Genomic DNA, 24,604 nt, shown 5'->3' on the forward strand with positions numbered 1-24,604 from the left:
GGGGCGCAAGGGGAGAATGTCAATCTGCGGCCCCGTTGCAGCCGCGTGACCATACCTATCATGCGTGCTTGCAGGCGGGTTTCGCGGCATCGCCGACCGCGGCGTTTGCGCCGATCGGTGGCCGTGCGGCGGTCGTTTTCGCGCGGCCACTCGTGCGTTTTGCGCACAGCGTGCCGTCAATGTGCGGTGTCATCATCGGGGGCGCATTTTGACAGCAGCCCGCCGGGTTGGCGCAGGATGCTGCCGTCGAGTTCCAGGTCGGTCAGCGCCGGAGCCAGGTCCTGCGGCGGCAGGGCCAGATCCCGCATCAGCACGGTTTCAGAGGTGGGCGAGGGGCCGAGGCGATCGAGAATCTGCTGGTGCAGGGCATGCGTCTCGGCAAGGCTGCGGTGTTGCGGCTGTGCCGCGGGCACTTCTACGGGTGACCTCTGATTGGTCGCGGGCTGGGGTCGGGGCCGCGGCTGCGCTGGTTGTGCGGGAGGCAAAGCGTCGATCACATCGGCAGCATTACGGACCAGAACCGCCCCGTCGCGGATCAGCCGGTTGCAACCGGAGCTGCGCGGGTCGAACGGGTGACCCGGCACCGCCAGCACTTCACGACCGAGGTCAAGCGCGTCCTGGGCGGTGATCAGGGTGCCGGACCTTGCTGCGGCTTCGATCACTACCACGGCAGAGGCGAGCCCGGCGATGATCCGGTTCCGCTTTGGAAAATCGCGGGCCTGCGGTGTGCGTCCCATTGGCTGCTCGGATACGCGCAGGCCAGTTTCCGCAATCGCGCTGGCGAGCCGGGTGTTCTCGGCTGGATAGATCACGTCGACCCCACCGGCCTGCACCGCGATGGTGCCGCTGTTCAGCGCGGCTTCATGGGCGGCGGCATCGATCCCGCGCGCGAGGCCGGAGACGACAACATAGCCGGCCGCACCCAGATCCTGCGCGAGCGTGCGGGTCATGCGCCGCCCCAGCGAGGACGCGTTTCGGGCTCCGACAATGGCGATCAGGGGGCGCTGCAGAAGCGACAGGTCGCCGATCGCCCAGAGCAGGGGGGGCGCATCTTTCAACGCGGCAAGCGGGGCAGGATACTCGGGGTCCGAACAGCACAAAAGCCGCGCTTTGGCGGCTTTTGCGAGCTTGATTTCAGCGTCCACCGCATCGGCAGGGCATGTTTCATACCCCTTCAGGCCTGCGGAACGTGCCACTTCAGGCAACGCATCCAGCGCGTTCTGCGCTGAACCAAATTGCGCGAGCAGCCGGTGGTATGTCACCGGGCCGACCCGCTTGGAGCGCAACAGACGAAGCTGGGAATACCGGGCGTCTTCCGTGGTGGGTGGGAGTGGGGGGTGAGTGGAAGAATGTGCTTCTCCGGTCATCCGTTGCTCCGCCTGTTTGCAAGACCAGAATTAACCTTCACTCGGTTAACAGGTGGTGAACGTCATCGCTGTTTTTACGAATTCCCGAAAAATTTTCCTAAGTCTCTATAAAAGCTGAGAAAAGCAGGGGTAAATTCGAGTCGGCCGTCGGCGCTGGTCGGGTATCCGCCTCGCAGAGATTGACCCCTGGAGGCGGAATTTATGGCGTCGTTACGTTAGCGGGCAGAGCTTTGCGGCCCTTTTGCGGTCTTTGGTCTTCAGGCGACTCAGGTCGCCGACCCACCCACCGTCAGCCCGCCCATCAATACGGATGGTTGGCCCACGCCGACCGGCACCCATTGTCCGGCCTTGCCGCAATTCCCCATGCCCGGATCCAGAGCCATGTCGTTGCCAAGGCCGCGAATCTGCTTCAGCGCAGTGGCTCCGTCGCCGATCAGGGTTGCGCCCTTCACCGGCGCGCCCACCTTGCCATCCTTCACGCGGTAGGCCTCGGTGCAGGAGAACACGAACTTGCCATTGGTGATGTCGACCTGACCGCCGCCAAAGCCAACCGCCCAGATGCCGTCCTTGATGCTGGCTACCAGTTCACCCGGATCGGCCTCTCCGCCCAGCATGTAGGTGTTGGTCATGCGCGGCATCGGCGCATGGGCGTAGCTTTGCCGCCTGCCGTTGCCGGTGGGGGAAACCCCCATCAGACGCGCATTCTGGCGGTCCTGCATGAAGCCCACCAGGATACCATCCTCGATCAGGGTCGTCTTCTGACTTGGCGTGCCCTCGTCATCCACGGTGATCGACCCGCGCCGGTCGGGAATGGTGCCATCGTCCAGCACGGTCACGCCCCTGGCGGCGATCTGCTGCCCCATCAGCCCGGCAAAGGCGGATGAGCCCTTGCGGTTGAAGTCACCTTCCAGCCCGTGGCCGATCGCCTCGTGCAGCAGGATGCCGGGCCAGCCGGGGCCAAGCACCACGTCCATTTCGCCGGCAGGGGCGGGCACCGCGTCGAGGTTGACCAGCGCGATGCGCAGGGCCTCCTGCACCTGGGCCTGCCAATGCTTGGGGTCGACCAGCCCGTCCAGCCCCAGTCGGCCGCCGCCTCCGGCAGAGCCACTTTCGCGGCGGCCATCCTTTTCGACGATCACCGAAACGTTCAGCCGTGCCATCGGGCGGGTGTCACGAACGCGCACGCCGTCGGCCCGCAGGATCTCAACCTCCTGCAGCGATGCGGCGAGGGAGGCGGAAACCTGTACGACGCGCGGATCGAGATCCCGTGCGAAGGCATCGATCTCGCGCAGCGTTTCCACCTTCACCGGAAATGGCATGGCGCTGATGGGGTCGGCGTCGGTGTAAAGCTTCTTGTTGGTGGCCTGCGGTGCATCGGCGTAGGTGCCGCCGCCGTCGCCCACGGCCAGCCTTGCCGTCTCGGCCGCCCGTTTCAGCGACGCGATGGAGACGTCGGTTGAATGGGCGTAGCCTGCCACGTCGCCATTCACCGCGCGCAGGCCGAACCCTTCGGAAGCGTCATAGCTGGCGCTGCGCAAGCGCCCGTCATCAAAGGACAGCGCTTCCGACTTGCGGCGTTCGGCGAAGATCTCGCCATCCTCGGCCCCGCTCAGAGCATCACGCAGCACCGCCAGCGCCTCTGTCTCCGGCAGCGTGGTTTCAAACGGGCGAAAGGCGGGGGTTTCCATGGCACGGTCCTCGGATTTTTTTGATCTAAATCAAGAAAGCGACGGTTTGACGCTTGCCTGCCTCTTTATCTGTTGTCCCGAATATGATTTTAAGCGGCGTCAAAGACAACGGGGCAGGTGCGTTTTGTGGAATCATCGATTCCGAACGCTCAGGCTGCCGCAGGAATAACGCGATCAACCGATCAGGTAGAGATATGAAAAACGCTTTGACGCTTTCGGGCCTTTTCGCCGGCCTTTCCAGCCTTCCCGCAATGGCGCAGGAAGGATTGGAAACCATTGGTAAGCCGGTCAACGGCGGCATGGGATTCCAGCCGGCAGCCACCTCGCTGATGGAGGGGATCCGCAGCCTGGACCACATGATCCTGGTGATCATCACCGCGATCTGTGTGTTCGTGGGAGGCCTGCTGCTGTGGGCGATCCTGCGGTTCAACCGCCGTGCCAACCCGACGCCGGCGAAATTCACCCACCATACCCCGATCGAGATCGCCTGGACCGTTATTCCGATCCTGATCCTGGTCTTCATCGGCTCCTTCTCGCTGCCGCAGCTGTTCGCACAGCAGGAAATCCCGGAAGGTGACATCAACATCAAGGTGACCGGCTACCAGTGGTACTGGGGCTACGAGTACACCGACCATGAATTCGGCTTCGAGAGCTTCCTGCTGCCGAAAGACCAGCTGGCCGCAAACGGTTACGCAGAAGATGACTACCTGCTGGCCACCGACACCGCGGTTGTTGTGCCCTCCGGCAAGACCGTCGTGATGCAGGTGACCGCCGCGGACGTGATCCACTCCTGGGCAATGCCCGCCTTCGGCGTGAAGCAGGATGGCGTGCCGGGCCGCCTGGCCGAACTGTGGTTCAAGGTCGAAGAAGGCAACGAGGGCATCTACTTCGGTCAGTGCTCCGAACTCTGCGGCAAGGACCACGCCTACATGCCGATCACCGTCAAAGTGGTGACGCAAGAGCAGTATGACGCCTGGTTGGAAGGTGCGATCGAGGAATACGCGGGCACCCCGCGCTCCTATCAGGTTGCCTCCAACTGATAGCCGACACGCCGCTCCGCCGCCGAGGCGCGGGCCGGTCGAGAACGACAAGATCTGGGTGCGCAGTCCTGCGCACCCGTTGCCGCCAAGGAACCCAAGATGAGCGACGCAAGCATCAACGCAAGCCGGGCATATGAGGACGAAGCCAGCTTCGGCGACTACTTCGCCCTGCTGAAGCCCCGTGTCATGTCGCTGGTGGTGTTCACCGCGCTCGTGGGGCTTTTGGCGGCGCCGGTGTCTGTTCATCCGGTCGTCGGATTCGCCGCGATTCTGTTCATCGCCATCGGTGGTGGTGCCTCCGGGGCGCTGAACATGTGGTGGGATGCCGATATCGACCGTGTGATGAAGCGCACCAAGGGACGTCCGATTCCTGCGGGCAAGGTCGAGGCGGGGGAGGCACTGGCGCTGGGTCTCGCGCTTTCGGGGCTTTCGGTCATCATGCTGGCGCTGGCCGCCAATGTCTTTGCCGGTGCCTTCCTGGCCTTCACCATCTTCTTCTACGTTGTCGTCTACACCATGTGGCTGAAGCGCGCGACGCCGCAGAACATCGTCATCGGTGGTGCTGCCGGGGCGTTCCCGCCGGTCATCGGCTGGATTGCGGCCACTGGCAGTATGTCGGTGGAACCCTGGTTGATGTTCCTGCTGACCTTCATGTGGACGCCGCCGCACTTCTGGGCGCTGGCCCTGTTCATGCGCTCTGACTACGACGATGCGGGGGTGCCGATGCTGACCGTGACCCATGGTCGCCGCTCCACGCGTCTGCATATCCTCGGCTATACCGTACTGCTGGCCGTGCTGGCCGTTGGGACGGCGTTCTCGGGTATCGGTGGGCCGCTGTATCTGGCCGTTGCGCTGGTGCTAAACGCGCTGTTCCTGCATGGCGCCTGGAAGATCAGCCGTCGCGACGAGGATGATTCCGAGGCTGACAACTTCAAGGTTGAGCGCAGCTTCTTCAAACTGTCGCTGCTGTACCTGTTCCTGCATTTCGGCGCCATTCTGGCCGAGGCGCTGCTCAAACCTTACGGGCTGGGAGGCTGGTAACATGGCGCTGCGCAAGGAACATGAGATCCACAAGCGTCGCTCGGGTCGCAATCTCGGCGTCGGGATCCTGCTGGCGGCGTTTGTGGTGCTGGTGATGGCGCTGACGCTGGTCAAGGTGACCGCGCCCGGGTTTCAGTTGCCGGACAGCCAGTCAAGCTCGCAGAGCCCGGTCGAATTGGAGCAGAACTGATGGCATTGCAAGGACCGCAAAAAACCGTTGTGCAGCTGGTTGGCGTCGTCGTGGTGATGGGCGGCCTGTCCTGGGCGTCCGTGCCGTTTTACGACTGGTTCTGCCGGGTCACCGGCTTTGGCGGTGTGACCCAGGTGGCGACTGCCGGGTCCGACACGGTGCTGGACCAGACCATCAAGGTGCGTTTCGACGGCTCCAAGCAGCGCGGCATGCCGTGGGAGTTCAAGCCGGTGCAGCGCGAGATGGAGATCAAGCTGGGCGAAACCGGGCTGGCCTTTTACGAGGCCTACAACCCGACCGATCGTCCGGTTGCCGGTCAGGCGTCCTACAACGTGACGCCGTATCAGGCCGGCTATTTCTTTGAGAAAATCGACTGCTTCTGCTTTACCGAGCAGGTTTTGCAGCCGGGGGAGCGGGTGCAGATGCCCGTGACCTTCTATGTTGATCCCGAAATCATTGACGACCGGGATGCAAAATACGTGCATACGATCACGCTGTCGTACACGTTTCATGAAATCGATCTGCCCGAGGGCTATGCCGCTCTCGACACCGGGAATGGCACCGGGGCAGACGTAACTACGAACTAGGCCGCTTTGGTGAGGGACACTTAAATGGCGCACGCTAAAAATCACGATTATCACATTCTGCCGCCGTCGATCTGGCCGCTGGCCTCGTCGCTGGGCACCTTTGTCATGCTGGTCGGCGCGGTGTTCTGGATGAAGGGCTTCACGGCCTGGCCGTTCTGGATCGGTTTTGTTGCCGTCCTGTATTCCGCCTTTGCCTGGTGGTCCGAGGTCGTCAAGGAAAGCCGCGTCGGGGATCACACTCCGGTCGTTCGCATCGGCCTGCGCTACGGCTTCATCCTGTTCGTGATGTCCGAGGTGATGTTCTTCTTCGCCTGGTTCTGGTCGTTCTTCAAACACGCCATGTACCCGATGGAAGCCTATGAGGGCAGCGAGTACATCCCGCCGGAGATCTACGCCGTCGATCCGTTCCACCTGCCGCTGATCAACACCCTGATCCTGCTGCTGTCGGGTTGTGCCGTCACCTGGGCGCACCACGCGCTGGTGCACAACAACGACCGCAAGGCGCTGATCCAGGGCCTGTCGATCGGTATCGCCTTCGGCATCGCCTTCACCTTCCTGCAGGGCTATGAATACGCGCACCTGCTGCATGAAGGCTGGAAGTTCGGCGAAGACGAGTTCTACTCCAACTTCTTCATGGCCACCGGCTTCCACGGCTTCCACGTCGTCATCGGCACCATCTTCCTGACGGTCTGCCTGATCCGCGCGATGAAGGGCGACTTCACCCCCGAGCAGCACGTCGGCTTCGAGGCCGCAGCCTGGTACTGGCACTTCGTGGACGTCGTCTGGCTGTTCCTGTTCGTTGCAGTCTACATCTGGGGCACCGCCGGCCTGTAAGGGCGCGGTGTACCCGATACATGTTTGCGGTTGATTATCCGCGGGCATGAGGCCACACACGGGGCGCGCAGGGAACTCCCTTGCGCGCCCCTGACCTTTGAAGCGGAGCGGCGTCGATGCGGCGTGTCATTTTCCTGTTGATCGTGAGCGGCGCAGGCCTGGCCATTCTGATCGGGCTGGGAACCTGGCAGCTGCAGCGCATGACCTGGAAAGAGGGGATCCTGGCAACCATAGAGGCCCGCATCCATGGAGAGCCTGCGGTTGACCTCCCGACCGCGCTGGATCGAGAGGCGGACAAGTACCACCCGGTCCATTTGAGCGGCGAGATCGGCGCACCGGATCTGTTCGTGGTCACGTCGCTCAAGGATATTGGTCCGGGCTTCCGGGTGATCTCGCCCTTCACGTTGTCCAATGGCCGTCGCATCCTGATTGACCGCGGGTTTGTTGCAGGTTCCGACAAAACAGCACAGCGCCTGCGCGGTCCGGCGACCATTTCCGGCAACGTCCACTGGCCGCAGGAAGTCGACAGCTACACGCCTGCGCCAGATCTGGACGAGGGTATCTGGTACGCCAGAGATGCCGATGCCATGGCGCAGCAGCTGGACACCGAACCGGTGATGGTCATCTTGAACGCGCCCCCCGCGGGCGAGAACGCCGGTGTGAAACCGATGCCGGTCGATACCGCCTCTATCCCCAACAACCACTTGCAATATGCGATCACCTGGTTTTCGCTGGCCTTTATCTGGGCCGCGATGAGCCTCTATTTTCTGCGGCGCAGCCGCCCTGAACCAAAGAGCTGAAGGCGATGAAATATATCTCCACCCGGGGCCAAGCGCCCGAGCTGACATTCGAAGACGCGATGCTGACCGGGCTTGCCCGCGACGGCGGCCTCTATGTACCGGCCGAGATCCCGCAGCTGTCCCATGACGACATCGCGGCGCTGGCGGGCCTGTCCTACGAGGAAACCGCCTTTCGCGTGATGCGCCCCTTCATCGGCGATTGTTTCACCGACGACGAATTCCGCGCCATCATTGACCGCGCCTACCAGGGGTTTGGTCACGCCGCCCGCGCGCCGCTGAAACAGCTGGCACCAAACCATTTCCTGCTGGAGCTGTTCCACGGCCCGACGCTGGCGTTCAAGGATTTCGCCATGCAGCTGATCGGCCAGCTGTTCCAGGCCGCACTGGAGCGCCGCGGCGACCGGGTCACCATCGCAGGTGCCACTTCCGGCGATACCGGGTCGGCGGCGATGGAAGCCTTCCGGGGGCTGAACAATGTCGATGTCTTCATCCTCTACCCGCATGGTCGCGTCTCCGAGGTTCAGCGTCGGCAGATGACCACGCCCCAGGATGCCAACGTGCACGCGCTGGCCGTCGATGGCGATTTCGACGACTGTCAGGCCCGGGTGAAGGACATGTTCAATGACTTCGATTTCCGCGACAGCGTCAAGCTGGCTGGCGTGAACTCGATCAACATCGCCCGCGTGCTGGCGCAGGTGGTCTATTACTTCTCCTCTGCCGTGTCTCTGGGGGCGCCGGAGCGCAAGGTCAGCTTTACCGTGCCGACCGGCAACTTCGGCGACATCTTCGCAGGTTTCATCGCAAAGCAGATGGGTCTGCCCATTGACCAGCTGGTGGTCGCCACCAACCAGAACGACATCCTGCACCGCTGCCTGTCAGGGCAGGGGTATTACAAGGGCGATACCCGCCCGTCGATATCTCCGTCCATGGATATCCAGGTGTCGTCCAACTTCGAGCGTGCGCTGTTCTATGCCTACGACCAGGACAGCGGTGCCGTGGCGCAGCTGATGGACGAGTTGAAGAACGGTGGCTTCGACGTCTCGCAAGGGGCGATGGAAGCTCTGAGCGAGACCTACGCCTCGGGCCGCACCTCCGAGGAGGAAACACTGGCAACCATCAAGTCGGAACTGGCAGCCTCGGGTGAGCTGCTGTGTCCGCATGGCGCGGTGGCGGTGAAAGTTGCGAACGAGCACCGCAAGGCCGAGGTGCCGATGATCACCTTGGCGACGGCGCATCCGGCCAAATTCCCGGCAGCGGTCGAGGATGCCAGCGGCATTCATCCGCCTCTTCCCCCGCGCATGGCAGACCTGTATGAGAGATCGGAACGGGTGACCCGGATCGCCAATGATCTGGCCGCCCTTGAGGATCACATCAGAAAGAACATCACGCATTGACCGTACAGCAGCACACACTCGCCAACGGGTTCCGCATCGTCTCCGAGCATATGCCGGGACTGGAATCCGCGGCGATCGGGATCTGGGTGACCGCCGGCGGCCGCCACGAACGGCTTGAGCAGAACGGCATCGCCCATTTTCTGGAGCACATGGCTTTCAAGGGCACCAAGTCGCGCAGCGCGCTGGAAATAGCCGAGGCGATCGAGGATGTGGGGGGCTATATCAACGCCTACACCAGCCGCGAGGTCACGGCCTATTACGCACGGGTGCTGAAAGACGACGTGCCGCTGGCGGTGGATGTGATCGGGGACATTCTGCTGAACCCGGTGTTCGACACGCGGGAAATCGAGGTCGAGCGTGGGGTGATCCTGCAGGAGATCGGCCAGTCACTGGATACCCCGGATGACGTGATCTTTGATTGGCTGCAGGAGGAATGCTACCGCGATCAGGCGCTTGGCCGCACCATCCTGGGCCCGGCGGAGCGTGTCAGCAGCTTCAGCCGCGAAGACCTCGAGGGGTTTGTCGGCGAACACTACGGTCCCGGTCAGATGATCCTGGCCGCTGCGGGTGCGGTGGACCACGACGTGCTGGTGCGTCTGGCTGAGCAGATGTTCGGGCATCTGGAGCCCAAAGCCGCCCACACTGAAGAAGGCGCGACCTTTACCGGCGGCGAGATGCGCAAGATCAAGGATCTGGAACAGGCGCATTTTGCCCTTGCCATCGAAGGCCCGGGCTACCGCGACCAGTCGATGTACACCGAGCAGATCTATGCCAGTGCGCTTGGTGGCGGCATGTCCTCGCGCTTGTTCCAGGAAGTGCGCGAGAAACGCGGCCTGTGCTACACGATCTTTTCGCAGGCGGGCTCCTACTCCGACACCGGTTCGATGACGATTTATGCGGGCACTTCCGGCGATCAGCTGGCGGAGCTGGCAGGCATCACCATCGACGAGATGAAACGCGCGGCCGACGACATGACCGATGCCGAGGTAGAGCGCGCCCGGGCGCAGATGAAGGCCGGCATGCTGATGGGGCTGGAAAGCCCGTCCAATCGGGCGGAACGGTTGGCGCGGCTGGTGCAGATCTGGGACCGGGTGCCGACCCTGGAGAACACCGTGGCGCGCATTGATGCGGTGACCACCCGGCAGGTGCGCGAACTGGCTGAAACCATGGCGGTCAGCGCTCCGGCTGCACTGGCGCTTTATGGCCCGGTCGACAAGGCCCCCTCGCTGGCCCGCTTGCAGGAGAGGCGCGCCGCCTGATGCTGCTCACCCGCCGTAAGGTTCGCATCGAAACGGAACGCCTGACGCTCAGGCCACCGGTGCATTCGGATTTTCACGGCTGGGCAGCGCTGCGGCAGCAAAGTCAGGCCTACCTGACGCCCTGGGAGCCGGGTTGGGCGGCTGACCATCTCAGCCGCAAGAGCTTCACCAACCGGGTCTACTGGGCGCGCCGGTCGGTGACTGCGGGCACGGCGTTGCCGTTGTTCCTGATCCGTCGCGACGATCAGATGTTGCTGGGGGCCATCACCCTGGACAACATCCGTCGCGGCCCGGCCCAGGCGGGAACGCTGGGCTACTGGACTGGTCAGCCTTTCGCGCGTCAGGGATACATGCGCGAAGCGATCGGAGCCGTGGTGCACCACGCCTTCAACAAGCTGGAACTGTCCCGCATCGAGGCCGCCTGCCTGCCGGAGAACGCCGCCTCACGAGGATTGCTGGAAAAATCCGGCTTCAAGTATGAAGGTGTCGCGCAGTCCTATCTTCAGATCAATGGTCGCTGGCGTACGCATGTGCTCTACGCCGCATTGCGCCACGACCGCAGGGGCAAGACGCTGGCCGGTCAGGCTTGAGCCAGGCGGCAGGCCAGTACCCGAGCCCGAGGGCGACAGAAACGTCCCAATTGGGTTTTGGGTCATTGGGAGGGCAGGCCTTGTGTCCTGTTCCATCCAGTCTGCGGCACAGCGTATGTCTGGCGCAACTCTCGTTCTTCTGACCGGGCACGTCGTTGGGGGCGTTGCCGACAGCGCGTGACCAAAATTGACGCTGGATCGTGAAATCTCATGGCTACGGCGGGATGTCTTGCGGAGATTTCACGGGTGGCAGGCTGACAGCTGCACTTTGTGCACTACAACCTGCTGCATGGGTATTCTGTCTCGTTTCCTGTGCTTGTGGGTCTGGCTGGCAGGCGTCCTGACCGGCGTGCAGCTGCAGGCGCAAGAGCGCCGGGCCAGCCATTGCATTGCGTTGGCGGAATCCGCGCCAGGCCTGCACTATCTGCACCGGGCCAGCTGGCGTCAGCCTGTGGCCTCAGATACTCTGCACATACGCTACATTGCCCACGCGTCCTTTCTGCTTCGGACCAATGGCGGCTTGAACGTGGTGACCGATTACACCGGTTTTATCGGATCTGCGCCGATGATCCCGGATGTCGTCACGATGAACCACGCGCATGACACGCATTGGACGTCACAGCCGGATCCGGGGATCGCGCATGTGCTGCCCGGCTGGGCCGAGGCAGGTGGCGGCGTTCACCATCATCTGGACCTTGGCGAGATGCTGATCCGCAATGTGCCCACCGACATTCGCAGCATGTTTGGCGGCGTCGAACCTCAGGGCAACTCGATCTTCGTGTTCGAAGTCGCGGGGCTGTGCGTTGGTCATCTCGGGCATCTTCATCATATCCCGACACCGGCGCAATACGCCGCGCTGGGGCGGCTCGATGTGGTGATGGCGGCGGTGGACGGCGGCATTACCCTGCCGCTGGACGAGATGCTGGAGGTGTTGGGGCGGCTCAAGTCTTCGGTGATCATCCCGATGCATTGGTTCACCGACCCATCGCTGCAGCGCTTCCTGTCACAGGTGGCGACCCAGTTCGATGTAGTGGACGATGGGCGTAGCTCTCTTGATGTATCGCTGCGAACGTTGCCCGATCGCCCCACCGTCTTCGTGCTGCGTCCACGCTATCTGGCGGCAGAGGAATAGGTGCCGCGATGCGACGCATGGTTGCGATGGCAGGGATGACGGTGTTGAGTTCCATTTTCTTGCCTGCCGCCGCCGGATGCGGCATGCATTCGACATGTCTTTGAACCCTGCCGATTCCGCCTTTGCTGCCCGTCTGTCTGCCTGCCTGCCGCAGGAGTTGCTGCGTCCGCCCGAGCCCCGCTACCTGGAGGAACCACGGGGGCGCTATCAGGGGCAGGCAGGTGTTCTGGCGCTGCCGCGCAGTCCCGAGGAGGTCGCCACGCTGGTGCGCGAGGCCAATGCCGCCAGGGTGCCGGTGGTGCCCTACGGCGGCGGGACGGGCCTCGTTGGGGGGCAGCTCATGCCGGAAGGAGCCGCGCCGCTATTGATTTCTTTGGAGCGGATGGCGGCAATCCGTGCAGTGCACCCCTCGGAAAACGTGCTGATCGCCGAAGCAGGCGCGATTCTGGCCGATGTGCAGGCTGCCGCGCACAGCGCCAAGCGGTTGTTTCCGTTGTCACTGGCCTCCGAAGGCTCGGCTCGTGTCGGTGGCGTGCTGTCGACGAATGCAGGCGGGGTCAACGTTTTGCGCTACGGGAATGCCCGCGATCTGTGCCTGGGGCTGGAAGCGGTGCTGCCCAACGGCGACATCTGGCATGGGTTGACACGGCTGCGCAAGGACAACACCGGATATGATCTGCGCAACCTGCTGATCGGTGCCGAAGGCACGCTGGGCATCATCACGGCGGCTACATTGAAACTGTCGCCGCAGCCCGCTTCTTGCGGCACCGCGGTATTCACCGTGCGCGATCCTGCAGCAGCGGTGACGCTTCTGGCGCTGGCGCGCGATCACGCCGGTGAAGCCGTCAGCGCGTTCGAGTTGATCCACCGGCAAGGGCTGGAGTTCCTGTCAGAGTGCCTGCCACAGGTCCGCCAGCCGTTTGCCGAGGCGCCGGAGTGGTCGGTGCTGATCGAACTGGGCCTGCCGCGTGGCCTGGACGCCGAAGAAACCCTTGCGGCCCTGTTCGAGGCGGCACTCGACGCTGGACTGAGCGACGATGGTGTCATCGCGCAATCCGAGGCGCAGCGGCACGCTTTGTGGTCCATGCGCGAGCATATCCCCGAGGCGAACAAGATGATCGGGTCGGTCTCCAGCCACGATATCTCGGTTCCTATCGGGCAGATACCGGAGTTCATTGAGCAGGGGGGGCGTGTCGTGGCGGCGCTCGGGGATTTCCGCATCAACTGTTTTGGTCACCTGGGCGATGGCAACCTGCATTACAACGTGTTTCCGCCACAGGGGCAGCCGCGGCAGGCTTTTGACCATCTACGCGGTGCGATCAAGGACGCGGTGCATGAGCTGGTGGCGCAGTTCGGTGGCTCGTTCAGTGCCGAACATGGGGTCGGGCGGTTGAAGGTCGCAGACCTGGAACGCTACGGCGATCCGGCGGGGCTCGCGGCGATGCGCGCGATCAAACAGGCGTTGGACCCCAATGGGATCATGAACCCCGGTGCAGTGCTGCGTGCGGACTGAAACGTACGCAGGCTGAAACTGAACAGTAGCGCGCTCTGGCCTCGTTGCGCTCCCGCGCCTGCGCCAGCCCGGCGCTGCCGGACCGGCTGGCAGCCTTGGGCCCGGCGCCGCGCATGGCGCGGCGCGCCTTTCAGGCCTTGAAGGCCTGAAAGGCCATGCCCAACGGCCAGCGGCTTTTTGCAACTAAAAGCCGCTCGGCGGGCGGGAGAGCCCACCAGCCATAGCGTCACGATGGAAGCCTGATGGCGTGTCGGCTTACAGGCCTTCGAACTCGCAAAGCACATGTACGTCCATGCCCATGCTCTCGAGCAGTTTGCGGCCGCCCAGTTCGGGCAGATCGACGATGAAGGCGCAGGAAACGATGTCGCCGCCCAGCCGCTCGATCAGCTTGATGCCCGCGCCTGCGGTGCCGCCGGTGGCCAGCAGATCGTCCACCACCAGGATCTTTTCGCCCGGCTTGATGGCATCGTCGTGAATCTCGACGATGGCTTCGCCATACTCCAGCTTGTACTCTTGGCTGATGGTGGTGCCGGGCAGTTTGCCTTTCTTGCGGATCGGCACGAAGCCGACGCTCAGCTGGTGGGCAATGGCGCCACCGAGGATGAAACCACGTGCCTCGAGCCCGACCACCTTGTCGATCTGCTCGCCCGCGTAGGGGTGCAGCATCTGGTCGATCGCCATGCGGAAGCCGCGCGGATCGGCAAACAGCGTGGTCACGTCGCGGAACATGATCCCTTCGTGCGGGAAGTCCACGATGGTGCGGATATAGTCTTTGACGTCGGGCTTCTTGGGCATCTGTCGGCTCCATGGGGCAGCGGTATCGGAGACCTCGCAAAAGCGGGGCCAACCGGGGTTTCGCCCAAGCAGCCTGTTGTTGCAAGGGGGAACGGGCAATCGTGCGCTTGCCGCGCAGCAGTGCTACCCAGCGATGCCGCCCAGAAAATGGCGATTGTAGCCCTGCCTCGATCCCGCAAGTCACTTGGCGCGACGAAGGCGTGGCAGCCGCGGCGGGGCAGGCGGCAGCGGCCTTCGGTGCAAGGCGTTGATCTCACAAACGCCGAAAGATCTGCCAGATCGGCCCATCGGCGCAGAAAAAAAAGGGCGGTCCGGTCGAACCGCCCTCGGCCTTGCATCGCAAGGAACGGGGATCAGCCCAGCATTCGGCCCGCCACCGCGTCCAGTTTCGCCAGCAGGGCCGGGTCGCGTTTCTCGGGCGCGGTCATGATCGCGTATTCCAGCGCCTTGTCGCAGCCATGCGGGCAATCGGCGCGCTGCTGCCCGAGCAGGCCGGGCAGGCGACGCACCATCTCGCGGGCGTTGGCGGAGTTGCCCTGCAGGGTGGCGATGATCTCGGTGATCTCCACCGCACCGTGCTCGGGGTGCCAGCTATCGTAGTCGGTGACCATGGCGACCGAGGCGTAGCACAGCTCGGCTTCGCGGGCGAGTTTGGCCTCTGGCATGTTGGTCATGCCGATCACGTCACAGCCCCATTGCTCGCGGTACATCTTGCTTTCGGCCATCGAGGAGAACTGCGGCCCCTCCATGCACAAATAGGTGCCCCCGCGATGGATGTTGATGCCCGCGTCGCGCGCCGCAGCCTCGGCTGCGTCGCTCAACCGTTCGCAAGTCGGATGCGCGACGCTGACATGGGCCACACAGCCGGTGCCGAAGAAACTTTTTTCGCGGGCAAAGGTGCGGTCGATGAACTGATCCACCACGACGAAATCGCCGGGGGCCATCTCTTCGCGGAAAGAGCCGCAGGCGGAGACGGAGAAGACGTCGGTCACCCCCAGTCGCTTCAGTGCGTCGATATTGGCCCGGTAGGGGACTTCAGTGGGCGAATGGACATGGCCGCGGCCGTGGCGGGGCAGGAAAGCCATCTTTACGCCGTCCAGCGTGCCGGTCAGGATCTGGTCCGAGGGGGCGCCCCAGGGCGTGTCGACCGAGACCCATTCGGCGCCTTCCAGACCGTCGATCTCGTAAATGCCTGAGCCACCGATTACGGCGATCATGGTTTCACGGGGTGTTGCTGCAGTCACGTGCTGGCCTCCTGATGATGCTGGCATGGATATGCACAAGCCATGGCGGATTTGGCAAGAGCAAGCTGTTTGGGGGCTGCGGGGCTCGGTTTGCGCCGCCGGGACTTCGCGCTGGCGGCCAGAGGGTGTTGAAGGGGCGCAGCCACGGCTATTGTCGGCCATGACGCTATGCACCGGGTGCGGACCAGCCAAGGGGCGGTTTGCACAGTGGCCGTTCATCACGCTTACCTTGGGGACAAATCTTCGCCTGCCTCTGCCTGGGCGGAGGCGCGGAGCCTCCGCGCCCTTGCCCCATTGGCGATTTTCCGCTAACGGGCAGGCAGCGAACACACCTCCTCCAACCGCAGGTAACCTTTTATGAGACGCGCAGCCGTGGCTTTGCTGGCCAAGCAGATTTCTCCGCCCAACCTATCGATCATGCAGGACGAGGGCTTTACCGTGGCCCGTGTCCGTACCGAGCTTTTGTCCGGCCTGACCGTGGCGCTGGCGCTGGTGCCCGAGGCGGTGGCCTTTGCCTTCGTCGCCGGGGTGCATCCCCTTGTCGGGCTTTACGCGGCCTTCATGGTCGGGTTGATCACGGCGGTCTTCGGCGGGCGGCCGGGAATGATCTCCGGCGCAACCGGCGCGCTGGCCGTGGTGATGGTGGCATTGGTGGCGGAGCACGGCGTGGAATATCTCTTTGCCACGGTTGTTCTGATGGGAATCCTGCAGATCTTCGCCGGGGTCATGCATTGGGGCAAGTTCATACGTCTTGTGCCGCATCCGGTGATGCTCGGCTTTGTGAACGGCCTGGCGATCGTCATTTTCCTCGCCCAGCTGACGCAGTTCAAGGATCCGGCCACGGGCGGAACCGAATGGCTGCAGGGGGGCTCGCTGCTCCTGATGTTGGGCTTGGTGGCGCTGACCATGGTGATCATCTGGGGCATGCCCAAGATCACCAATGTGATCCCGGCACCGCTGGCGGGGATCGGTGTCGTGGCGATCCTGGTGATTGCCATGGGGCTGGACGTGCCGCGCGTTGGCGACATGGCCTCGATCGAGGGCGGCCTGCCCAGCTTCCATAATCCGTTCGGCACCGGCGAGGGGCTGTACGGAACTGCTCTGGCACCGTTTACGCTGGAAACCCTGTGGATCATCCTGCCTTATGCGGTGATCCTGGCCGCGATCGGCTTGATCGAAAGCCTGCTGACGCTGAACCTGGTGGGGGAAATCACCGGCAAGCGTGGCGGCGCCAGCCAGGAGTGCATTGCGCAAGGGGCTGCCAATGTGGTGACCGGCTTCTTCGGCGGCATGGGGGGCTGCGCGATGATCGGCCAGTCGATGATCAACGTGAAATCCGGTGGCCGCACCCGCATCGCAGGCATCGCCGCGGCGCTGTTCCTGCTGGCTTTCATTGTTGTCGCCTCGCCGCTGATCGAGCAGATCCCGCTGGCCGCGCTCGTTGGGGTGATGTTCATGGTGGTGATCGGAACCTTTGCGTGGAACAGCTTCAAGGTAATGACCAAGGTGCCGCGCATCGATGCCTTCGTCATCGTTCTGGTAACCGTGGTGACGGTGCTGACCGACCTTGCGATTGCCGTGGTCGTCGGCGTGATCGTCTCGGCGCTGGCCTATGCCTGGAACAACGCGCGTCGTATCCACGCCACCACGCGTGAGTCCGTGACAGACAAAGGGGCCAAGGTCTACGAGATCGAAGGGCCGCTGTTCTTTGGTTCCACCGACGGTTTCGTCGAGCTGTTCGACGTGGCGGGCGACCCGGAGCGGGTGATCGTCGACTTTGCCCGCAGCCGGGTGGTGGATCAGTCTGCGCTGCAGGCGATCGAGACCGTGGCCGCCAAATACGAGGCCGAGGGCAAGAAGCTGGTGCTGCGTCATCTGAGCCGCGATTGTCACCAGTTGCTGACCAAGGCCGGTCACCTGATGGTCGATAGCGACGATGATCCGGAATACGAACTGGCCGTGGATTACTCGGTCCGAACCGGAATTCTGGGCGGCCACTGATCGACGCAACTGAAAACGAAGAAGGCCCGCAACTCGGCAGAGTTGCGGGCCTTTGTCGTTCCTGGGCTATGCTGGCTGTGCGGTTGGCGCACAGGCCCAACCTCGTCAGTCCGGGGCGAGGCTTTCGAGCATGTCGAGGTCTCCGGCCAGCAGCGCCGGTTCGGCGCGTGCGATCAGTTCGGCAGGCCAGTCCCACCACCGCAGGCTCAGCAGCTGGGCGATCTGCGGCTTTGCAAAGCGGTAGCTGTGGACGGTGCCAGGATTGCCGGTGACGATTGCATAGGGCGGCACCGTGCCGCGCACGACCGCGCCTGCACCGATGATGGCCCCGTCACCGATGCGGGCACCGGGCAGGATCAGCGCACCGTAGCCGAACCAGACGTCATTGCCGACCACCGTGTCGCGGGTGTCGGGCTGGAACCCGGCCATTCGGGATGGGTCGAACACCGGAAACGGATAGCAGCTGAGCCCCTCCTGCGCGTGGTTCGCAGAGGCCGTGATGAAGCGCACGCCATGTGCAATCTGGCAGAACTTGCCGATGATCAGCTGCTCGCGCGAGCCGGGAAACAGATAGGGGGCGAGATGCTGCGCCCAGTCCTTGGGGGGCGTGAAATCGGAGGCATAGGTGTAATCACCCACTTTGAAATTGGGGTGCTCCAATACTTCCAACAGCATGACGGTGCCCGCATGTGCGCTGCCGTCGGGCAGGGTGATGGGATTGCGTTTTCTGGGGTCTGGCAACGGCATCTGGGGCCTCACTGGTCGGGGCGGGTTAGCGAAAACAGGTCGCGCACAACGGAATAGTCCCGGTAGCCAAGCCGGGCCAGCGGCTGGAAGGTGGTGACGTCAAAGGTGCCGTCACGCAGGCAGTCATCGCGGATGTGCACCCCTGTCACTTCGCCGAAGACCACCTTGTTGGCTTCACCCGGCAGGGTGACGATCTGCGTCAGGCGGCACTCCAGCGCGGCAGGGGCCGCGGCGACGCGGGCGCAGTCAATGGTCTTGCATTCCACGGTGTCCAGCCCGGCATGGGCGAACTCGTCGACGTCTTTCGGCAAGGCCGTAGAACTGGCATTCATCGCATCACGCAGGGCGTAAGAGACCACGTTGACGCAGAACACGCCGGTGTCGCGGATGTTGGCGACGCTGTCCTTGGTGCCGTCCTGGTCCTCCTTGGCGCTGGTCGAGGCAAACATCACCTGTGGCGGGGTATAGGCCACGGCGTTGAAGAAGGAGTAGGGGGCCAGGTTGTTCACACCGTCTGCGGAGCGACTGGAGATCCAGCCGATGGGACGGGGGGTGACAATGGCGTTGAAGGGGTTATGCGGCAGGCCGTGGCCGTCTTCGGGGCGGTAGAACATCGCGAATTCCTGCTCTGGTGTTGTAGCTTAGGTATTTGCCCAAGACTTACGCCCGTGCTAGGCCGAACGCCAGCCCGCAGGGGGCGAATGGCGGAGGCAGCGCAGCGTGATCGAGCTGAAAGCGGAGCAGGCGAACGACCGGTGGGAGGTCGAAGCGCTGTATGACCTGTGTTTTGCACCGGGGCGCGAAGCCCTGTCGTCCTATCGTTTGCGCGACGGGGTGCCGCCGGTGCCGGGTCTTAGCCAGGTGGCGCGTGACTCCGATGGCATTCTCGCGGCGGCGATCCGCTTCTGGCCGGTTCTCGTCGGTGGCGCCGAGGCGTTGCTGCTCGGACCGGTTGCCGTTCATCCCACCCGCCAGGGCGAAGGGCTTGGCGGTTCGCTCATCCGCGACAGCCTGGCCAAGGCGCAGGATAGTGGCTGGGCCCGGGTCATGCTGGTTGGCGATGCTCCCTATTATCAGCGGTTTGGTTTCACCCGGCTGGAGGGGGTCGAGATGCCACCGCCGACGAACCCCGACCGGGTTCTGGGGCTGGCGCTGCATCCGGCAGCCTGGGAGGGGGTTTGCGGCAAGGTCGAGCGCTGGCAGGGTTGAAATCCTCCTGTTTGCTGCCGATCTTCAAAGGGGCAGAGGAGGCGCAAATGACGGACATTCTGACGGAAACGCGGCGGCTCACCTCGCAGGAGCTGGAAGCGGAAATCGACGCCTTGGCGCGGCGCTACCGGGCTGCGAGCGGGTTTGGCGTGGACCTGCTGAACCGTCTTGGCAGCAGCGGAGAGGATCTGTTGCAGCGCTTGCCGCAACCGGTGCGGGCCGGTTTGACGGCCTCGACCGCCAGCGCCCTGCGTCTGGCCATGAAGGGGGCCACCCACTCACGGCGACTGGTGCCGGACCAGAAGCCCGGCTTCGACCGGGTGCTGAGTGCTGCCATGGGCGCCGCAGGGGGCGCGGCGGGGCTGCCGGGCGCGCTGGTGGAACTGCCTGCCACCACGGCGTTCCTGCTTCGCACGATCCAGGGCGCGGCCGTGGCCGAGGGGTTTAACCCCGAAGCGGAAAGCGTGACCTTCGACTGCATCCAGGTGTTCACGGCTGCTGGCCCGCTGGCGTCAGATGACGGATCGGACCTGGGGTTCCTGTCGCTGCGGTTGGGGCTGCCCGGCGGCGTCCATCGACTGATTGCGCAGGTGGCGCCAAAGCTGGGCGTGGTGCTGGGGCAAAAGCTCGCGGCGCAGGCGGTGCCGATTGCAGGGGCTATTGCCGGTGCCGCTGTGAACTACGTCTATGCGGGTTATTATCGAGAAATGGCTCATGTGCATTTCGGCTTGCGGCGCCTCGCGGTCGAGGCGGATCTGCCAACCGACGAGCTGTTGGCCCGGCTACAAACCCGGTTGCAGGTCGCGGCAGCCGCAGGATAGCTGCGGTCGCCTCTTGAACTTGCTGGGATTGCAGATTTAATCACCGCTTCCTGCAAAGGGGAAAGAGATGATTCAATACAGTCTCAAATGTGCGGAAGGTCATGTGTTCGACAGCTGGTTCCAGTCAGCATCGGCGTTTGACAAATTGGCAGCGTCGGGCATGGTGAGCTGCGCGGTCTGCGGTGGCACCAGCGTCGAAAAAGCGATCATGGCGCCGCGCGTGCGCCCCGGGCGCAAGGCCGTATCCTCGGTAGGAGAGCCGGACACCCGCGAGACGCTCCCCGCTGCCGGGTCCGCCGACGCCGCACCGGGCACGCCGCCGATCAAACCCGCCGCAGGCCAGGGCGCCGGTATGCTCAGCCGTCCGTCAGGCGATGTCGAAAAGGCCTTGGCGGAACTGCGCAAGAAAGTCGAGGCGAACTCCGACTACGTGGGAAGCAATTTTGTCCGCGAAGCCCGGGCAATGCATCTGGGGGAAGCGCCAGAACGCGCGATCCACGGTGAGGCGAAGCTGGAAGAGGCCCGGGAGCTGATCGAAGAAGGTGTGCCGGTGGTGCCCTTGCCGTTCCGTCCCGGGCGCAAAACGAACTGAGGCCGACGCCAGAGGCCGGAAACGAAGGACGAACACATGCATGCAGTTGTAACGGGCACCAGTCGCGGACTTGGCAAGGCGCTGGTGGAGCGGCTGCGGGCGACCGGCTACGAGGTGACGGGCACTTCGCGTGACCATTCCTCTGGTGTGAAACTGGATGTATCGGATCCCGGTCAGCAGGCGCGCTTTGCGGCCCAGATCAAGGGGCGGCCGGTTGATCTCTTGGTCTGCAACGCGGGCGTCTACATCGACAAGGCGATGCGCCTGGAGGATTACACGGCGGAGGTCTGGGGCAAGACGCTGGCAGCCAATGTCACCGGGGTGTTTCTGACCGTGCAGGCGATGCTGCCCAATCTGCGTTTGGCCAAGGCGCCCCGGATCGCGATTTTGTCCTCGCAGATGGCCAGCCAGGTGCGAGCCCCGGGCGGCAGCTATGCCTACCGTGCGTCAAAGGCGGCAGCGCTGAACATCGGCCGCAATCTCGCGACGGATCTGCAGCCGGAGGGCATTGCGGTGGGTATTTACCACCCGGGCTGGGTGCGCACGGACATGGGGGGAGAAGAGGGCGAAATCTCCGTCGAGGAGTCGGTCTCTGGTCTCATCAATGAATTCGAAGTGCTGAGCCTGGAAACAACCGGCTGTTTTCACACCTGGGATGGCCGGATCCACCCTTATTGAGCGGCAGTTGGCGGCTGTCTGGTAGCCGGTCTCTCAACCCGCGCCGCTCTGATCAGGATGCGTCTGCCCGGCTCAGCCAGGCAGACGCGTTTTTTTCATTCCCAGCAGTTGACCAGAACGGTCATACGGGAGGCGAGCCGGGTCATCGCGGCGCTGGGCAGCGCGGCCGTTGCCTCCGAGCGCGCCGCAGGCGAGACCCCCACTGCATTCAGCGCCTTACGGATGGTTTCGGCGTTGACTGCGAAGTTCACCTCCTCGGGCAGCTGTTTTTCGTCGTTCCGCTGGGGCAGCAGCATGCCCAGAACGGCGCCAGTCCGATCCAGTACCGGCCCGCCGGCATCGCCGGGTTGCACGGTCATCGCCAGCCGGGTCACATCACCGTCGCCTTCAAGGCTTTTGACATCTGCAACCTTGCCCCAGGTCAGGCTGGGAGCGCCAAGCACGCCTTCGTAGGAAAAGCCCGAAACGGCGACTTCTGACTGAAGCCGCGGCGATCCTGCGCTCAGCTCGGCCACGGCCGCAGGCACCAAGGGTTCCGTCGGGCGCAGGATGGCAAGGCCGTTTTCAGCGTCATTGGCGGCGATCTCGGCCTGGTAGCTGTGGTCGAGGGTGACCTGGCTACACCCGGTGACCGCGTCCGAACTGGTCAGAACGCTGCCCTGGCCGTCGACGTAAAAACCCGACCGCGACCGTTTGGGACGGCGGATTTCCAGTCCTGATACCAGGTCGATATCCTGGACCGCGTCGGCCCCTGCGGCGGGGTCCAGAACCCCTTCAAGCCGGGTGAAGCTGGCCTGCATCGCTGCCAGCACGCGCGCGCGGCGGTCTTCGTCTCCGGCGGGCCAGATCAGGGTGAAGCCCTTGATTTCACCGTTCTCCAGGCTGGCTTGCGTGAATGAGACGATACGCTCATTGCGCCCTTCGATGGTGAAGCTGTTGCTGCCACGCTGCCGCGGGCCTTGCATGGGCACGATTTCCAGCGTCTGCAGGATGTCGTAAAGGCCAAACAGCGTGCGCTTGTCGCCGGGCTGGCTGATCAGCAGCAGTCGCACGCCAAGATCGCCTTTGGCGGTGTAATGGGCAAAAGGCGATTCATAGCGTTCAAACGCGACTTCCTTGGCCGGTATTTCCAGCGCGATGCCTGCCTTGCTGTCCTCGATCCGGGTCATCCCGACCGAGATCAGCGGGGCGTTGTATTCCTCCATCAAGGCCTGGCGCTGGCCGGTCGTCAGCACGCCGGTGGGCTCATAGCCGCGTGCCGCCTGCCATTCGCTCATGGAGGTGCGGGTGCCACGGCCAAAGGCCCCGTCGATGCCGGCGTCGTAGAAGCCCGCAGCCTTCAGGGCGACCTGCAATTCCATACGCTCTTCGCGGCTGAGGGCCCGCTCGCTGCGGCGTGCTTCCGCCGGGGTTTCGTCGGGCAGGGTGGTCGGCACGTCCGGCGATTGCGGCAGGCTCTGGGCGCTGTCCGGCGCAACTGGGGCGGGTGCGGGGTCGTCCGCTGGCCCGGCGTTTGCAGCTACCGGGTAGAACTGGCTGCGCAGGTTGCGGCGAAAGGCGATGAAGCTGTCTCGCGGGATCTGGCCTTCGCTGCGGTAGACCTGCAGCACCCGTTCGGCATCGTCGCGCGCATAGGGGCCCAGAACCACGCCATACCAGCCGCCGCCGAGGGCATAACCCGACACGTCGGGCAGGCGAGCGGCATATCTGCGCGCCTCGGCCTCGGCCTCGCGCAGCGAGGAACGGGCAGCGATCTGGATCCAGACCGCATCGGCCCCACTCTGCGCCGAAACCGGCGCGGTGGAGGCCGCGGTGAACGCCATGGTCAGCGCAAACAGCGGCAGAACCAGAGCGGCAATCAGTTTTTTCATTGTCAGGGCCTCGTATCCCGGAAGTCATCGTTATGATTGAAGCGGAGATTAAGCATTTTGGTCCGGCAAAGGGAACTCCTCATGGCAGGGGGAATTCCCGGCGCGTTGCCGCATTCCCGCACTTTTGTTGCCGATGCGCTGCAGCCTGCGGTGCGCTCGGCGTCGTGGAGGCGGTCAGAGGGCGTTGACCCTGCCCGGAGCCTTGCATAGGAAGATCCCCGCAATTGCTGCCCCAGCTGCCCCCGAAGGATTGAAAGATGACCCAGACCAATGGCGCGCCGCGCTCCTTCCAAGAGATTATCCTGAGGCTTCAGACTTACTGGGCCACCAAGGGGTGCGCAGTGATGCAGCCCTACGACATGGAGGTCGGGGCAGGGACCTTTCACCCGGCTACCACGCTGCGATCCCTGGGCAGCAAGCCCTGGGCCGCGGCCTACGTGCAGCCCTCGCGCCGCCCCACTGACGGGCGCTATGGCGAAAACCCGAACCGTTTACAGCACTACTATCAGTATCAGGTGCTGATCAAACCCAGCCCGCCGAACCTTCAGGAACTGTACCTGGGCAGTCTTGAGGCGATCGGCGTCGATATGGCGCTGCATGACATTCGCTTTGTCGAGGACGACTGGGAAAGCCCGACGCTGGGCGCCTGGGGTCTGGGTTGGGAAGTCTGGTGCGACGGCATGGAAGTCAGCCAGTTCACCTATTTCCAGCAGGTCGGCGGCCATGACTGCCACCCGGTGTCCGGTGAGCTGACCTATGGTCTGGAGCGTTTGGCGATGTATATCCTCGGCGTCGATCACGTGATGGACATGCCGTTCAATGACCCGGACGCGCCGATCCCGCTGACCTATGGCGATGTCTTCAAGCAGACCGAAGAAGAATACGCGCGCTGGAACTTCGACGTGGCCAACACCGAGGTGCTGCTACGCCACTTCGAGGAGGCAGAGGCCGAGTGCGCGGCAATCCTTGCGCAGGAACATACCGACCCCAAGACCGGCAAACGCATCATCATGGCGCATCCGGCCTACGACCAGTGCATCAAGGCCAGCCACATCTTCAACCTGCTGGACGCGCGCGGCGTGATCTCGGTAACCGAGCGTCAGGCCTATATCGGCCGGGTGCGGGCGCTGGCCAAACAATGCGCCGATGCCTTCGTGCTGACCGAGGCTGGCGGCCATGAGGCCGAAGCCGAAAACGCGGCCTGATCGGGG

At 63.7% G+C, this 24,604-nt stretch carries 24 protein-coding genes; 17 read left to right on the top strand and 7 right to left on the bottom strand.

The genetic code is table 11. From position 1 onward, the window contains the following. Positions 1-176: 176 nt before the first annotated feature. Both dprA and tldD read right to left on the bottom strand, forming a co-directional pair. A complete protein-coding gene (gene dprA / locus AB9K35_RS10895) occupies positions 177-1,367 on the bottom strand; it encodes a DNA-processing protein DprA (protein ID WP_369926022.1) in 1,191 nt (396 codons plus the stop codon). Positions 1,368-1,633: 266 nt separating this feature from the next. Continuing rightward, positions 1,634-3,055, bottom strand: a complete 1,422-nt coding sequence (gene tldD, locus AB9K35_RS10900) for a metalloprotease TldD (protein WP_369926024.1) — start codon at positions 3,053-3,055, stop codon at positions 1,634-1,636. Positions 3,056-3,249: 194 nt separating this feature from the next. Here tldD and coxB point away from each other — a divergent pair, with 194 nt between their 5' ends. From coxB to AB9K35_RS10955, 11 genes are all read left to right on the top strand, one after another. Continuing rightward, on the top strand, positions 3,250-4,095 hold the full coding sequence (coxB, locus tag AB9K35_RS10905) for a cytochrome c oxidase subunit II (protein WP_369926026.1): 846 nt from the start codon (positions 3,250-3,252) through the stop codon (positions 4,093-4,095). Between the two features lie 99 nt (positions 4,096-4,194). Next, the gene (cyoE, locus tag AB9K35_RS10910; protein WP_222455312.1) at positions 4,195-5,136 is read left to right on the top strand and encodes a heme o synthase; all 942 of its coding nucleotides are present in this window, start codon (positions 4,195-4,197) and stop codon (positions 5,134-5,136) included. A 1-nt stretch (position 5,137) separates the two neighbouring features. After that, entirely contained in the window at positions 5,138-5,326 is a 189-nt protein-coding gene (locus AB9K35_RS10915; RefSeq protein ID WP_369926028.1) for a cytochrome C oxidase assembly protein, read from the top strand. Continuing rightward, positions 5,326-5,913, top strand: coding sequence for a cytochrome c oxidase assembly protein (locus tag AB9K35_RS10920; protein WP_369926029.1), 588 nt, complete (start codon positions 5,326-5,328; stop codon positions 5,911-5,913). The genes AB9K35_RS10915 and AB9K35_RS10920 overlap by 1 nt, the downstream gene beginning before the upstream one ends. A 24-nt stretch (positions 5,914-5,937) precedes the next feature. Beyond that, positions 5,938-6,747 carry a cytochrome c oxidase subunit 3 gene (locus tag AB9K35_RS10925; protein ID WP_222455309.1) on the top strand — a complete coding sequence of 270 codons (810 nt, stop codon included), beginning with the start codon at positions 5,938-5,940 and terminating at the stop codon, positions 6,745-6,747. 116 nt (positions 6,748-6,863) lie between these two features. After that, positions 6,864-7,547, top strand: coding sequence for an SURF1 family protein (locus tag AB9K35_RS10930; RefSeq protein ID WP_369926033.1), 684 nt, complete (start codon positions 6,864-6,866; stop codon positions 7,545-7,547). 5 nt (positions 7,548-7,552) lie between these two features. Continuing rightward, positions 7,553-8,941: a threonine synthase gene (thrC, locus tag AB9K35_RS10935; protein WP_369926034.1), complete on the top strand. Its 1,389-nt coding sequence runs from the start codon at positions 7,553-7,555 to the stop codon at positions 8,939-8,941. Continuing rightward, entirely contained in the window at positions 8,938-10,200 is a 1,263-nt protein-coding gene (locus AB9K35_RS10940) for a M16 family metallopeptidase (RefSeq protein WP_369926035.1), read from the top strand. Before thrC ends, AB9K35_RS10940 begins: the two co-directional genes overlap by 4 nt. Continuing rightward, positions 10,200-10,790, top strand: a complete 591-nt coding sequence (locus AB9K35_RS10945; RefSeq protein WP_369926037.1) for a GNAT family N-acetyltransferase — start codon at positions 10,200-10,202, stop codon at positions 10,788-10,790. Before AB9K35_RS10940 ends, AB9K35_RS10945 begins: the two co-directional genes overlap by 1 nt. A 289-nt stretch (positions 10,791-11,079) precedes the next feature. Further along, complete coding sequence (locus AB9K35_RS10950) at positions 11,080-11,922, top strand: MBL fold metallo-hydrolase (protein WP_369926039.1); 843 nt, start codon at positions 11,080-11,082, stop codon at positions 11,920-11,922. A 94-nt stretch (positions 11,923-12,016) separates the two neighbouring features. Then, complete coding sequence (locus tag AB9K35_RS10955; RefSeq protein ID WP_369926041.1) at positions 12,017-13,435, top strand: FAD-binding oxidoreductase; 1,419 nt, start codon at positions 12,017-12,019, stop codon at positions 13,433-13,435. Positions 13,436-13,690: 255 nt separating this feature from the next. Here the strand turns inward: AB9K35_RS10955 and AB9K35_RS10960 are convergent, their stop codons facing one another. Then, positions 13,691-14,230 carry an adenine phosphoribosyltransferase gene (locus tag AB9K35_RS10960; protein ID WP_222455302.1) on the bottom strand — a complete coding sequence of 180 codons (540 nt, stop codon included), beginning with the start codon at positions 14,228-14,230 and terminating at the stop codon, positions 13,691-13,693. Positions 14,231-14,583: 353 nt separating this feature from the next. Next, entirely contained in the window at positions 14,584-15,447 is an 864-nt protein-coding gene (locus AB9K35_RS10965; protein ID WP_369926126.1) for an S-methyl-5'-thioadenosine phosphorylase, read from the bottom strand. Between the two features lie 384 nt (positions 15,448-15,831). Between AB9K35_RS10965 and AB9K35_RS10970 the strand changes: the two genes are divergently transcribed. Continuing rightward, a complete protein-coding gene (locus tag AB9K35_RS10970) occupies positions 15,832-17,475 on the top strand; it encodes a SulP family inorganic anion transporter (protein WP_369926043.1) in 1,644 nt (547 codons plus the stop codon). A 105-nt stretch (positions 17,476-17,580) separates the two neighbouring features. On the opposite strand, the gene AB9K35_RS10975 is transcribed toward AB9K35_RS10970, so the two are convergent. Together AB9K35_RS10975 and AB9K35_RS10980 are read right to left on the bottom strand one after the other, a co-directional pair. Continuing rightward, complete coding sequence (locus AB9K35_RS10975; protein WP_369926045.1) at positions 17,581-18,222, bottom strand: CatB-related O-acetyltransferase; 642 nt, start codon at positions 18,220-18,222, stop codon at positions 17,581-17,583. An 8-nt stretch (positions 18,223-18,230) separates the two neighbouring features. Further along, positions 18,231-18,836 carry a flavin reductase family protein gene (locus tag AB9K35_RS10980; protein WP_369926047.1) on the bottom strand — a complete coding sequence of 202 codons (606 nt, stop codon included), beginning with the start codon at positions 18,834-18,836 and terminating at the stop codon, positions 18,231-18,233. 106 nt (positions 18,837-18,942) lie between these two features. On the opposite strand from AB9K35_RS10980, the gene AB9K35_RS10985 reads away from it, so the two are divergent. The 4 genes from AB9K35_RS10985 to AB9K35_RS11000 all read left to right on the top strand — a co-directional run bounded on the left by AB9K35_RS10985 (position 18,943) and on the right by AB9K35_RS11000 (position 21,522). After that, positions 18,943-19,431: a GNAT family N-acetyltransferase gene (locus AB9K35_RS10985; protein WP_369926048.1), complete on the top strand. Its 489-nt coding sequence runs from the start codon at positions 18,943-18,945 to the stop codon at positions 19,429-19,431. 47 nt (positions 19,432-19,478) lie between these two features. Next, positions 19,479-20,252 carry an EcsC family protein gene (locus AB9K35_RS10990; RefSeq protein ID WP_369926050.1) on the top strand — a complete coding sequence of 258 codons (774 nt, stop codon included), beginning with the start codon at positions 19,479-19,481 and terminating at the stop codon, positions 20,250-20,252. 67 nt (positions 20,253-20,319) lie between these two features. Then, on the top strand, positions 20,320-20,844 hold the full coding sequence (locus AB9K35_RS10995; RefSeq protein ID WP_369926052.1) for a DUF1178 family protein: 525 nt from the start codon (positions 20,320-20,322) through the stop codon (positions 20,842-20,844). Between the two features lie 36 nt (positions 20,845-20,880). Beyond that, positions 20,881-21,522, top strand: coding sequence for an SDR family NAD(P)-dependent oxidoreductase (locus tag AB9K35_RS11000; protein ID WP_369926055.1), 642 nt, complete (start codon positions 20,881-20,883; stop codon positions 21,520-21,522). Between the two features lie 95 nt (positions 21,523-21,617). On the opposite strand, the gene AB9K35_RS11005 is transcribed toward AB9K35_RS11000, so the two are convergent. Beyond that, positions 21,618-23,393 (bottom strand): trypsin-like peptidase domain-containing protein, encoded by a 1,776-nt coding sequence (locus AB9K35_RS11005; protein WP_369926057.1) that lies wholly within the window; start codon positions 23,391-23,393, stop codon positions 21,618-21,620. A gap of 257 nt (positions 23,394-23,650) precedes the next feature. Between AB9K35_RS11005 and AB9K35_RS11010 the strand changes: the two genes are divergently transcribed. Next, the gene (locus tag AB9K35_RS11010) at positions 23,651-24,598 is read left to right on the top strand and encodes a glycine--tRNA ligase subunit alpha (RefSeq protein WP_222455293.1); all 948 of its coding nucleotides are present in this window, start codon (positions 23,651-23,653) and stop codon (positions 24,596-24,598) included. The last annotated feature ends 6 nt before the right edge of the window (positions 24,599-24,604 follow it).

This window comes from Leisingera sp. XS_AS12, from assembly GCF_041224635.1.
Lineage (GTDB): Bacteria > Pseudomonadota > Alphaproteobacteria > Rhodobacterales > Rhodobacteraceae > Leisingera.